The sequence below is a fragment of the Flavobacterium chungangensis genome, assembly GCF_042654045.1.
Taxonomy (GTDB): domain Bacteria; phylum Bacteroidota; class Bacteroidia; order Flavobacteriales; family Flavobacteriaceae; genus Flavobacterium; species Flavobacterium chungangensis.
In genome coordinates this window covers 144,755-158,493 of the sequence record NZ_JBHSFY010000011.1, presented here as the reverse complement: position 1 = coordinate 158,493, position 13,739 = coordinate 144,755, and the positions used below count along the sequence as shown (strand labels likewise).

Sequence of the window (13,739 nt, the reverse complement as noted above, 5' to 3'; positions counted from 1 at the left end):
TTTTAAAATCTTTTATTATAAAGTAAAATTAAGACCAGCAGTAAAAGTTGTCGGCTGAGGATATCCAAAACCTGCATTTTCCGGATCAACTCCTGTAAAGCTTTTCGCATCGATAATCAATAAGTTTTGACCGCTGATATAAAACCTGAAACTTTCCATGCTTAGTTTTTTCAGTAAATCTTTTGGCAAACTATAACCAAACTGTAAAACTCTAAGTTTAAGATAACTTCCGTTTTCTACATAATAAGTTGAAAATCTTGATTCCGCATTTCTGTCTACTGTTGTCAATGCCGGAATAGTCGAATTTGGATTATCCAGAGACCAAGCATTCAACAGGCGTGTTCCTTTATTTGACCCGACATCATCAACACTCCAGAAATCAGTCTGATATTTGGTATTGTTAATCACATCAACATCTGTTGCACCTTCCCAAAAAGTGGTAAAATCAAAGTTTTTATAAGACAAGTTTAAATTAATTCCGTACAACAATCCCGGATTTGGATTTCCGATCCAGGTACGGTCTTTATCTGTAATTACCCCGTCTCCGTTTAAATCTTTATAACGGATTCTTCCAAGGCCTTTTCCTTCCTGAATTGCCGAGTTGTCCACCTGATCCTGACTTGTAAATAATCCGTCAGTAACATAACCGTACATCGAATTGATTGGACGACCTAAAATATTATCTTCTAATCCATCGCCACCGTAGTTGTTTTTTACTTCATCTGGCAATTGTGTAATCTTATTTTTGTTTGCCGAAATGTTTCCAGAAATATCATATTTCAATCCAAATGAAGTTTCGTCGTGATAACCTAAAGAAAACTCCCAACCTTTATTTTCCATAGAAGCTCCGTTTACCCAACGATTTCCACCTTCTCCAATAACTCCTAAATATGGAGGCAATACCAAAATATCATCTGTTTTCTTGATATAATAATCTATAGAGCCGCTTAATTTTTGTTTGAATAAACCAAAGTCCAAACCAATGTTGGTCTGCGTTGTGGTTTCCCATTTCAAATCATCATTTCCTGATTGTGTTGCAATAAAACCAGACGGAAGCAGTCCGTTTCCGTTTCCTGCAATATCGTAAGCTGTCCCGTAAGAAGTTGCCCAAGTTGGACTTCCGCCTGCGTAACTTGCCAGATAAAGCGAATAAACCGCTGTATTACTGATTTCTTGATTACCCGTTTGTCCCCAGCCTGCTCTTAGTTTTAAGTCAGAAAAAACAGGAGCATTATTTTTAATAAAATTTTCGTTGCTGATTCTCCATCCCGCAGAAACTGCCGGAAATGTTCCAAACTGATTGTTTTTTCCAAAACGAGAAGAACCATCGCGACGAATTGTTGCCGAAACCAAATAACGATTATCAAACTCGTAATCTGCTTTTCCAAAATAAGAAAGCAAAGAATATACAGTCGAAGTTCCACTGGTAAACGATTCGCCTGTTCCTGCATCTGGATACATATAATCTGGCGTTTCGATCAAAAAGTCATTTTTACGTAATGTATTTGTATCATAAGTATCTTTGTACATCTCCGTTCCCGCCATCAAATTCAGATTACTTTTTCCAAAGTTTAAGCTATAAATTGCTGTATTCGTCCAAGTCCATTTGTCGCTGATCGATTGATCGATAGTTACAGAAGTCTGATCGTTTTGCAAATAACCCGATTTGTAGCTTCTTTGTAACGTGCGCTTCTTATAAAAACCATAATCCATTCCGAAACTGGTTTTGATGTGCAGGTTTTTAATGATTTCCAAATCCGCGTAAGCGTTACCAAAAAGACGTAAATAATCGTATTTGTTATCTTTATTGTATTCTAAAAGTCGAACCGGATTTTGTCTGTCGTTCATTCCTCCAACCGGTCCTCCCCAACCTATTCCGTCTACAGTATGCACCGGAATAATTGGCAAAGCTCTAAGAGCAGGATCTAAAACGCCCGGATCTGTTACTTCGTTGGTACGGTTTAAACTGAAGTTTTCTCCGATAACTAATTTGCCATCAAAATATTTATACGAACTGTTCATTCTCGCAGAAATTCTTTCAAAATCTGTCGTTTTTACAACACCTTCATTTCCATAATACCCTAGCGAGAAAACATAATTTCCTTTGTCAGAAGCATTCGAAACAGACAAATCATAAGAATTGGCAATTCCAGTTTGAGAAATTGCATCATACCAATCTGTATTTGAAGCCTTAAGGGTTTGCTGTGTATCTAAATATTCTGGAACCAAAACTTTATTCAACTGCGGTTTATTGTTATTTACCGACCAGTCAAACTGATAGCGCAAATTATTATTATTCGGATTTAAACCGTCGTTAATATTTGCCTGCCAAAGTGCCTGTCCAAACTGGTTTGCATTGAGAACATCTAATTTTCTAGAATAATCTGAAAAGGAAGCATAGGTGCTGAAATTGATTCTCATTTTACCTTCTTTCCCTTTTTTGGTTGTAATGATAATAACACCGTTTGAAGCTCGGGAACCGTAAATACTGGCTGAAGAAGCATCTTTAAGCACCTGAATGGTTTCAATATCATTAGGGTTTAATTCATGCATTCCAGATTTTGTTGGCATTCCGTCAATTACATAAAGTGGATCTGTGTTGTTTAGCGTCCCCACACCGCGAATCACCACTTTTGTATTTCCTCCGCTTGGCGAACCATCAGACGATACTTTTACTCCTGCAATTCTTCCTTGTAAAGCTTTGATTGGGTTTGGTTCTGGCTGTTTCATAACGTCCTTCATGTTCACCACTGCAACTGCTCCGGTAATATCTGTTTTCTTTTGTTTGGAATAACCAGTTACGACGACCTCATTTAATTGATTGTTGTCGACTTTCAGCGTTACATTGATTGTTTTTTGCCCTTTAACAGAAATCGATTGCGGGGCATATCCTATAAAAGAAACTACAAGTACAGCATCTGAAGCAACATTTGGGAAAGAAAAATTTCCATCAAAATCGGTTGCCGAACTGATATTTGTACCTGAAATAATTACTGTCGCTCCAGGAAGCGGCATTCCGTCATCAGACGAAATTATCGTTCCTTTAATTCCGTTTTCCTGCGCTGTTATCATCAGCATCGGAAAGAAGAAAAATAGAAAATAAATAATCTTACTTTTCATAAAATAATGGTTTTGGTTTATATTTAATTGGTTATTATGTAGTTAGTATTTCGCTTGCCAGTTTTAAGCAACCGATCTATTTCAGAATAAAGCATAAAAGGTCAGAAAGAAAAATCTTTCGAATTTTTTCAAGCTTTAGCAGTCATTTCTTCACTAAAGAAAAAGTGATTTGCTATTCTTTTTTAATGACTTTTAGAAAAATTTAATTCTTGAATTTTAAAATTGTTTACCTCTATTTTCTCTTGTGAAGAAATAGAAAGAGCTGAAAATGGTTTGTTTAGAAAAAAGATTTCCGTCATCACTTTTTCGCCATTGTTATAAAAGATTTCGATTGAAGTTTTATCCAAAATAATTTTAAAAGTGGCACTTTTTTGGCTTCCTTCCAAAAACGCCTTACTTACGGTTGAAGCAAACTTATCTGAGAAATCAACTTTACCGGCTTTAGAACGATCAACAAATAAATAATTTTCTTTGTTGTTTAAACCGAAACTTAAAGATTCTCCATTTGTATTTGAAAGTGTAAAAGTGTAATCTTCCTGTTTTAAGTTTTTTAAATCTAAACTAACAACTGTCTGCGTTAAATCAGCTTTTCCATTTTCAATTAAATTCAAAGTTCCTTTTCCAGTTTTGCTTTTTGTTTTAATGGTTTTAGAAACGTAATTATTGATTTCTTTTACCGGTGTGCTAACCAAATTATAATTGTTTTGTTTTTTAACCAATTTCAATTCGCGCGGAATAGTTGTACTGCTTCTCCATGTCGTTGTTGGAACCTGTTGCGCATATTCCCAGTTTGACATCCATCCGATAAATAAGCGTCTTCCGTCTGAAGTTGGAACATTATTCCAGGTCACTCCTGCATAATTATCTTTTCCATAATCTGCCCAGACTGCTTTTTCATTATTTACTCTTTCAACAAAAGTAGCGTCCATCGCAAATGTTTTACCATCAAAATCTCCAACAAAATATTGAACCCCAGAACCACCGTTTGGCCCGCCCGGATTTAAGTTTACAATTAAAACCCATTTGGTTTCTTTTGTACCCTCCACTTTAATCTCGAAGAAATCAGGACATTCCCAAACACCGCCGTGAGCGCCAATATTTTTTCCAAATTCAGATGCAAATTCCCAGTTTTTCAGATTCGATGATTTGTAAAACTGTATTCGATCTTGTGCTGCCAAAGCCATAATCCATTGCTTATGAGTTTCATCCCAAGATACTTTTGGATCACGAAAATCTCTAATTCCTGGATTTTTCACGACAGGATTTCCTTCCTCAAATTTCTGCCATGTAAAACCATTATCATTAGAAAAAGCAATATCCTGCTGTTCCACATCAATTTTGCCTGCTTTTTCCTTTGTCATATCATGCAACGTATAAATAGCAATAATTGGTGCTGTTTTTCCAGTTCCTAAACCAGATGTATTGTGCGTATCGACAACAGCACTTCCGGAAAATATATATTTGTCTTTATCTGGGTAAAGCGCTATTGGCTGTTCTTCCCATTTAATTAAATCTTTAGAAATGGCATGTCCCCAATGCATTGGTCCCCATGTATTTCCATCAGGATAATGCTGGTAAAACAAATGATAATATCCATTGGCGAAGAACATTCCGTTAGGATCATTCATCCAGCCTTTTTTTGGCGTAAAATGAAAATTTGGTCGATACATTTGTTCTTCTACCGTGTTCGATACAGTTACGGCAGCAGTTTGTGCGGTTGCAGAAGATGGTTTTAATCCTACTATCGACAGTAAGGCAGCACTATAAAGAGCTAACGGCAGATGTTTCTTTGATTTCATTTTTGTGGTTATTTTTTTTAGTTAGTGTTTCGCTTAAAGCTTCTAAAGAAATTCCTTTTGTTTCCGGCATCAGAAAAATTACAAATAACAATTGTAAAACCATCATTAAAGTAAAAATAAGGAATACAACTTCGGGTCCGATTTCTGAGAACAACATCGGAATTAAAGACGGAATAATTGCCGCCAAAACCCAATGTACTGAACTTCCAAATGCTTGTCCAGACGCGCGAATGTGATTCGGAAAAATTTCTGAAATAAAAACCCAAATTACTGCGCCCTGACCAATTGCATGCGAAGCTATAAAAAGGAAAAGGAAAATAGGAACCGATAAACCTCCCCAATTGTAATAGAAAGAAGCCGATACTAATCCGAGTGAAATAATATATCCAACAGAACCAATGTACATTAACAACTTCCTTCCTAATTTGTCAATTAATGCTACACCAATTAAGGTGAAAATAAGATTTGTAACTCCAATTCCGATACTGCTTAACAATGCTGTATTTTGTCCTAAACCAGCTTCTTCAAAAATTCTTGGCGCATAATAAAGAAATGCATTGATTCCCGAAAACTGATTAAAAAAGGCAATTAAAAAAGCCAGAATCAATGGGAAACGGTATTTCTTCATGAAAATATTCTCGTGTTTAGTAACACCGTTTTCACGCGAATCGTCGATTAAATCAGAAATATTTGCAGACGGATCAATTGTATATAAAACTTTACGGGCTTCTTCGTCACGATTTTTAGACAAAAGCCATCTAGGACTTTCAGGAATTGTCAAAATAAACAGAATGTAAATAAGAGAAGGGATTGCCTGAACACCAATCATCCATCTCCAGGCATTTTCGCCAATATCTTTTAAAAAGTAATTAGAGATAAAAGCAATTAAAATTCCTAGTACGATATTGAACTGATATAAAGCTACCAATCTTCCGCGTTTGTCTGCCGGAGCAATTTCTGATACATAAGCCGGAGCAGCAATAGTAGAAGCGCCTACTCCTAAACCACCAACAAATCTGAAGGCAGCAAAAACAAACGGATCGTTGGCAAAAGCGGCGCCAATTGCAGAAGCAAAGTATAAAATACCAATCCAGAAGAGCGTTTTTTTACGTCCTATTTTATTCGTTGGAATTCCTCCAAAAATAGCACCAACTACAGTTCCCCATAATGCCATTGCCATAACAACTGAACCATGAAAGGCATCTGATGAGTGCCAAAGAAGCTGTAATTGTTTATCAGCTCCAGAAATAACTACGGTATCAAAACCGAAAAGAAAACCTGCCAGTGCAGCAGTAACAGACCAAATCAATATCTTATTCATTGTACATGTATTAAAAACTTGTTGCTAAGATATCTGCAAAAAAAACAACTTATTTTTAATGATGTTACAATTTATTTCTATAAATATTGCTAGTTTAATATTATAAAGACAAAACCTTTATTTACAAGACTTTACGTAAATTAAAAATCTTTTACGAAAACCTTGTAGTTTCGATTTTGTTACATAACCTTCAAAATTGATACTTTAAAAGAAACAATTTCAAAGACAAATTAGCTTGACGTTTTATATTCTTTAGGAGAAATTCCAAATTTATTCTTAAAAGCTGTAGAAAAATAGTTAGGAGAAGAGAAACCTAACGAGTACGCAATTTCAGAAATATTCATTTCATTAGACTTTAAAAGCTCTGCTGCTTTCTCTAATTTGACATTATTAATATGATCGCTAATATTAATGCCGATAATTGCTTTTACTTTTCTATACAACTGCACTCTCGAAACGCCCAATTTATCCGCCAAGTGTTCAACCGAAAACTTTGGATTCTCAACATTCTTTTTGATAATGTCATTCATTTTGGTAATAAAAGTCTGTTCTTGATTTCCAAATTTAGATTCAGGTTCAACTCTATAAATATTATTGGTGTAATAATAACGTAGTTTTTCTCTGTTAAAAAGTAAACTTGAAATAGATTGTTTTAAAATTGAAAGACTAAAAGGCTTTGTAAGATATTGATCTACCCCACTCTGAAGCCCTTTTAAAACAGATTCTTTATTACTTTGTGCCGTTAGAATTATAATTGGAATATGCGAAGAACGAAGGTCTTTCTTTAGTTCTTTGCTTATTTGGTAACCATCTTTGTCGACTAAATTAATGTCGCAGATAATAATATCCGGAATAATTTCCAACGCTTTTTCAATTGCATCGCTTCCGTCAGAATTGTAAACTACATATTCATTGGACAGTTTTGCTTTTAAAAAGTTAACCAAATCTACATTGTCTTCTATAATGAGTAAAGTATGTTTCTCAGTATCTGAAAGGGTATTTGATTCTTTTAAATCGGGTTCTATATCTAAATTATCAGTAATTAAATTCGGAATATTGGTTAGCTTTTCGACTTTCTGAATAATTTGACCAGGCTGCAAATGACTGTTTCCTTTTAATAACGTAATCACAAATTCGCTGCCTTGCTTTGATTTTAGCTCGATAGTTCCCTGATGCAAAAGTACAAATTCTTTTGACAAATGCAAACCAATTCCGGAGCTGTTTTTATTATTATTTGAAGCCCTGAAAAATGGATCAAAAACATTAGAAAGCTCATCGTCTGGAATTCCAATTCCGGAATCTTTAAAGTGAATCTTTACTGTATTATCCTGATTTTCGACAATTGAAATACTAATTTTTCCATTATCTGGCGTAAATTTAAAAGCATTTGATAATAGATTGAAATACACTTTATCCATTAAACCGCGGTCAATAAACAGTTCTAGATTTTTGTTTTTACAGACTAATTGAAAATCAATATTTCTTCGGGCTGCTTCACCTTTAAAATTGGCCATGACTTCATTTGTAAAATCATAAATCTTTGTATTCGAAGCTCTCAGCGTAAATTTTTGCTCTTCAATTTTTCTAAAATCTAATAATTGATTGATTAATCGCAGTAATCTGTTTGAATTTTTATGAATCAGTTTTACTTCATCTATCAATGCGGTTCCTTTAATTTTCTCATTTTCGATTAACGATTCCACATAACTCATTATTAAAGTTATTGGCGTTTTAAATTCATGCGAAAGTCCCGTGAAGAAATTCAGTTTTGCTTCATTGCTTTTAGCTGCAATCTGAGCCATTTCCTGAATTTCATTGTTTTGGTCAATTACCGTTTGATTGATTCTTTCCAGCTGTTTTTTCTTTTTTGAAATCGAAATGGTAGAATAAATGCTGTAAATCGTTAAACTCAAAATAATTACAAGAAAAAAACTAAGCAGCCGTACCAAATTATTCTGCGAAGCATATTCTCTTTCCTGTACTTTAATAGCCCCTTGCTGTGATTCGATTACCAACTGCTGCTGATCGACTTTATCCATCTGGTTTTCGATAATTTCAGCATTGTTTTTATCAATAACAATCGTATTTAGGATATTGTTTCTGGAAATTGATTCTTTGTTGTACATTTTCAATGCCAATTTTAGAGCCTCGTTTCCTCCGGTTGGATATAATATTGTTCCATCAAGAACGCCGCTTTTTACCAGCTCTATTCCACCGTTTACTGAGTTTAAGGCGTCAACACCAATAAACTTTATTTTCTTTTCAAGCCCAAGGGTTTTAGCAGTTTCCCAAGCGCTTAAAGCCATTCGGTCGTTATGAGCGAAAATATATTCAATATTCGGATTTTGTATAAGAATTGCTTTCAAAGGCGCTTTAACCGATTCTTTTTCCCAATCTCCCCGAATGGTGTTTACAATCTTAAAACGCTTATTCTCGTTGATAATTTGATTAAAGCCAAGTGTTCTTTCATAAGCCGGAGATGATCCGCTGGCTCCTGTGATTTCTATAATATTGCCAGAACCTTTACTGTGCGATATGATGTAGCGGGCGGCAATTCGGCCAATTTCAATATTATCAGCTCCGAGATAAGCTGTGTAATTTTCTCCCTCAATTTTGCGATCCACAACTAGTACGGGAATTCCAGCTTTTATAGATTTTTCTACAACTACTGTTAAAGGTTTGGACTCAATTGGCGATACAATAATAACATCAACTTTATTAGAAATAAAACGCTCTATATCTTCGATTTGTTTCCCTACATTATTATTGGCATCTTTAATTGTCAAATCGACTTCAGGTCGCAAGGAAGCTTCGATTTTTATAGAACTGTTCATTTGCTTGCGCCAGTCGTCAGTTGTCATTGCCTGAGAAAAACCTACTTTTATTTTGTCTGCCTGTTTTTGTTTACAGGATATTAAACTTAAGGATGCCAAAAAAAGCATCAAAATATATTTTACAAATTGATACATGAAATTTTGAGTTTTGTAAATAAAAAATAAGCACTTAAAATGCATTCTTTAATTGCGTTTGTCTAAATAATTAGGAAGGATTATTTTTTAGATGACAAGCAAGAAAGGTGTATAGTTTAAAAAGTAAAATTAAACTTTTATTTCATGTACACAAATGAGCAAACAATATATCTGATGCAAAATAATGAAAATGCTACTATTCACTTAATTGATTTAGAAATCAAATAGATTTTCCCACGCATCAACTAAAGAAAAAACGCTTAAAGCTTGAAGTAAAATGAGTAATAACAGATTGTGAGACATAATTAACGTATCAATATCTTATTTTAATAGAATTCTTTCCGTAATTACTTTATTTGAATAAGCATCAATTCCGGTAACTTCGGCATACTTTACATTGGGCAGCCAAAAAGAACCTCCTTCAATACGTACAAATATTTTTTCTACTTGTATTTTTTTCTGATTTACACTTACAAAAACATGATATTTTTGATCTGAATCTATCTTTTTTAAGGTTAAAGGCAACTTTTTATACGAAACAAATTGAAGCTCAAATTCTTCATTATTCAAGACTTTGCTTTCTATTCCGTAGGCAAATTTGCGTTGTATATAATTGAAGTCTTTCTTCTCTCCTTTCTCGGCATATCGGATCCAATACCCTTTTATCGGATTCTCTTTATCTATTTTTCCATTTTCTTGGTAGTTTATGGCATAAATAGCAGTGTTTATGTTGGGATCTCTCTGAATGTAAAATAGCATATTATCTACGTTTTTAGGCGTAGGAAAATTTAATGGCGAAGGATTTTTAGCTTGTGCCGTTAGATTTTCGGAGATTATATTAACTAAGATCGTTAGAACGATAAGTGATTTTGTAAAATATTTAAATGATAATTTATTCATGATGAAATTTTTATATGCCGTATTGGATGCATTTATTTTAACACATAATCCCGAAGCACGATGTCAGTAACTTAAGAAAAAAAACAATAATGTTATGCCGAATAAATTTCTGGCAAAATCGCAAATGTTTGTCATTTCGACGAAGGAGAAATCACACTAGAAACGCCACAATCAAAATCGCCAATCTTTGTCGATTATCGTGTGTGATTTCTCCTTCGTCGAAATGACAATATTGTGTATACCCAACAGATTAATTTGATTTGATTATATCCTGTTTTTGGTTGGTCTTAAAAACCCAATATTTTATCAGCGGGTAATTAAATCCATAAGAAACAAAACTGTCGGTGATTAATCTTCCGATTCGGTAATCGATTTGAAATGCTTTTTGCAAAATAAACGTACCAGATGACTTTAAAGAAATGCTTCCTAATACTACCAACGCAAATTTAAAAAGCTGACTATTGATACGACTGCTATAACCACATTGATTTTTAAACACCCAAAATCTATTAATGCTGAAATTGATGATGGCGCCAACGGTTCCGGAGATTAAAATAGAGAATGTAAAATGCAATTTAAATACTTCTGTTAATAGGATCATTAAGCCATAATCGGTAATGCCACCTAAAAATGCCGCAACTTGCGCCTGCAGAAAAGTGACAATAGCTTTTTTCTTGAACATTTCAGCCTTGGTTTTTATCTTTTAAATCACCCAACTTTAAGAGTTTCAAGCTGTCTATGGTATTAACTATAAATAACGCAATGGTGATTAAGCCTGCCAAATAGGTTATTGATCCAGGAAATAAAACTTCTATAATTAAAATTAAAGCAATAATAAACCGAAGTTCTGTTGGACCAACAAAACCAGAATCTATACTGTATTGATCTGTAATTTTGTAGCGCAACTGACTGATGATAATCGACCAGCCATACAATGCAACAAAAGCAAAGGCTAATACTTGTGTGCCATTTTTAGCATAAATGTAGTAGCCAAAGCCTATAAGTACAATACCGATCCAATCGGCGATAATATCGAGTGCAAAACCATACCAACGGCGCGGAATATTTCTATAATAAGCCAATCTTCCGTCTAAAGAATCTCCTAGCCAATTTATAGCCAATCCGATAATACCCAAAAGCAAATACCAGTTTGTCAAATAAGTTCCTAAAACAAAGGCTAAAAAAACGAATCCTGAACCAAGCGTTCCAAGTAAAGTAAGCAAGTTGGGCGAAATGAATTTAGGCACTTTTGGAAGCAAAAATACAATAGTTAACTGTTCTGCTCTTTTTAAAATATTAGTTCGCTTGCGGTCCGAAAATGTTCTTTGCGCAATTGTACTATACTCCTCTACCTGTATTTCTTTTCCCATTATTAGCCCAATATTTGTAACCCTGAGAGGATTGCCAATTCTACTTTTGCAATTTTCAATTTGATTTTTCTTTGCTTATTTTTAAAGAAATCGCTGGCACTTTTTAGTTTACCTGATCTAACCAGATAACTAAATGCGAGAACAATCAGCATAATTATTTAACAATACCTGCAAAACGTTGATAGAAAACCGTTGGACTGTTCTCGTTTTTAGGAGCATATTTTCCTGCTATAATCGGAATATAAATAACCCTTCTTCTACTCTCTTCGCCACGAATAGAGGATTGCGCTACTCTGTGCCACAAACGGCCATCGTGAATAGTTAAATCTCCAGCTTCCGGATTAATAGAAACTTCCTCTGGATCGGCTTGATGATCTAAAAAGTATTTTTTACGAAAAAGCATTTGATAAATACTTTGCTTGTGTGTACCTGGAATGATTTTAAGACCGCCATTTTCGGGTTTTAAAGTACTTAAGTGAATACCCACATTTAACATCGGGTTTAATTTTCCACCATAAAAAATATCTCTTAAACCGTCTGTGTGCCAGCCCATTTTTGTAAACTTACTTTCTGGCCCGTTGATATAATGATTGAAAACCATTCCGTCTTTTTCTTCAGTTCCCAATCTAGCTCCATCGCCTGCCAATGGCAACAAACCATTAAATCTTGGATCAAGTAAAAGTCCGCTTAAGGCTTGATGATGTTGATTGATAAAAGCAAAACGCTGTACAATAGGAGAACCATCTAAATCTTTTCCGAATTTGATAGGAACACCATTTACTTTTTGAAGATTGTTTTCAATCCATTTTTGCTCCACTTGTTTGGAAGCTTCAATGATGGATGAAACCGTTTCTGGGTTTATGAATTTTTTGAAATGGATAAAACCATGTTCGTTAAAAAAGTTTATTTGCTCATTAGTTAATTGCTCAGTAAGAGTGAAGGTTTTATAAGAAGATCCCATGATAATATAGATTTAATAAATGAAATAATAGTGTTTATAATTTTGTCTAAAAGATTGCTGCAACAACAACAGCAACAACACATTCGCATATTTGCTTGCATTCGACCTTTAGGAAAATTAAACGTATTTTTTCTTTTATCTGACATACTCTATAGAATTAGTAGAATTTAATACAAACATAATATATATTTTTTCTTTTGCAAAGAATATTTTTATATTTTTTTCGAAAAAAATTAGATTTTATAAATCCCAGCTGCCGTTTTTTCGATAAAAGCCTTTGGTAATACACGGTTGGCATAAACTGAAATGATATTGGTAAACCCCGGAATAACTTCCGATTTTTTGCTGAACATGGCTTTTACCGCCATCTTTGCCACTTCATCGGGCTGCATATTAAACTTTTCTGCCATTTTGTTTAAAGCGCTTAAACCAGCTCTTGCAGCAAAACCAGTATCCACTGGACCCGGACTAAAACAGGTTACCGAAATTGAGGTTTGAGCCAATTCGAAACGCAAGGCACGGGTAAACGACAAAACAAAAGCCTTTGTAGCCGAATAAACCGCTAGCGTAGGTACAGCTTGATAGGCAGCGGTACTCGAAATATTTAAAACGTAGGCTTGTTTTTGTTTTGAAAGTGTAGGAACTAATAAATACGAAAGCTCTACCACTACATTCATATTGAGCTGCATCATGCCAAGCTGATCGCTTAGAGCAGACTGACTAAAATCGCCCCACACGCCATAACCAGCATTATTAACTAGAATTCCAAGTGGATAGTTATTACTTTTTATCCAATCGGTTACTTTTTGCGATGCGCCATTGGTTGAAAGATCAAGAGATAAAATAAAAGCATTGATGCCGTATTTATCTTGAAGATCATTAGATAATGCTTTTAATTCCTCCTCACTTCTTGCCACAAGCAATAGCGGATAACCTTGTTTGGCCAATTGATAAGCAATAGCTTTTCCAATGCCTTTGCTGGCACCCGTTATTAAGGCATACGGTTTCGTTCTTTCGCTCATTTTCTTCATTTAAATTACTCAAATATAAAAATTATTGTAACCTGTTGGCATAATTAAATTATTTGATTTTGACATTGTTTATTGGTCTGTCAAAGATTATCTTATTTTAATAGTATTATAACTTATTGTATACTATGTAAGTCGTATAACAGACTAAATTTGTAAATCCTAAATTTTATCTATTAGCTTAATCAATAAATATATATTAAAAGAATCACGAGAAGGTTTCTTTGTTACATAAAATTCAATAACGTCATAAATTAAAAAACTTAAAAAT

At 34.2% G+C, this 13,739-nt stretch carries 9 protein-coding genes; all 9 read right to left on the bottom strand.

Translation table 11 applies throughout. From position 1 onward, the window contains the following. Positions 1-15 precede the first annotated feature (15 nt). A complete protein-coding gene (locus tag ACFO3N_RS17315; RefSeq protein WP_379799800.1) occupies positions 16-3,120 on the bottom strand; it encodes a SusC/RagA family TonB-linked outer membrane protein in 3,105 nt (1,034 codons plus the stop codon). 182 nt (positions 3,121-3,302) lie between these two features. Further along, positions 3,303-4,919, bottom strand: coding sequence for a glycoside hydrolase family 32 protein (locus tag ACFO3N_RS17310; RefSeq protein ID WP_379799798.1), 1,617 nt, complete (start codon positions 4,917-4,919; stop codon positions 3,303-3,305). Next, entirely contained in the window at positions 4,882-6,240 is a 1,359-nt protein-coding gene (locus ACFO3N_RS17305) for a sugar porter family MFS transporter (RefSeq protein WP_379799796.1), read from the bottom strand. The genes ACFO3N_RS17310 and ACFO3N_RS17305 overlap by 38 nt, the downstream gene beginning before the upstream one ends. Positions 6,241-6,470: 230 nt before the next feature. Then, a complete protein-coding gene (locus tag ACFO3N_RS17300; protein ID WP_379799794.1) occupies positions 6,471-9,209 on the bottom strand; it encodes a substrate-binding domain-containing protein in 2,739 nt (912 codons plus the stop codon). A gap of 321 nt (positions 9,210-9,530) precedes the next feature. Continuing rightward, positions 9,531-10,109, bottom strand: a complete 579-nt coding sequence (locus ACFO3N_RS17295) for a DUF4833 domain-containing protein (protein ID WP_379799792.1) — start codon at positions 10,107-10,109, stop codon at positions 9,531-9,533. Positions 10,110-10,359: 250 nt separating this feature from the next. Beyond that, entirely contained in the window at positions 10,360-10,791 is a 432-nt protein-coding gene (locus tag ACFO3N_RS17290; RefSeq protein ID WP_379799790.1) for a GtrA family protein, read from the bottom strand. 1 nt (position 10,792) lies between these two features. After that, positions 10,793-11,479 carry a CDP-alcohol phosphatidyltransferase family protein gene (locus ACFO3N_RS17285; RefSeq protein ID WP_379799788.1) on the bottom strand — a complete coding sequence of 229 codons (687 nt, stop codon included), beginning with the start codon at positions 11,477-11,479 and terminating at the stop codon, positions 10,793-10,795. A 154-nt stretch (positions 11,480-11,633) separates the two neighbouring features. Next, positions 11,634-12,440, bottom strand: coding sequence for a phytanoyl-CoA dioxygenase family protein (locus tag ACFO3N_RS17280; RefSeq protein WP_379799786.1), 807 nt, complete (start codon positions 12,438-12,440; stop codon positions 11,634-11,636). Between the two features lie 233 nt (positions 12,441-12,673). Continuing rightward, positions 12,674-13,462: an SDR family NAD(P)-dependent oxidoreductase gene (locus ACFO3N_RS17275; RefSeq protein ID WP_379799784.1), complete on the bottom strand. Its 789-nt coding sequence runs from the start codon at positions 13,460-13,462 to the stop codon at positions 12,674-12,676. Positions 13,463-13,739: the final 277 nt, after the last annotated feature.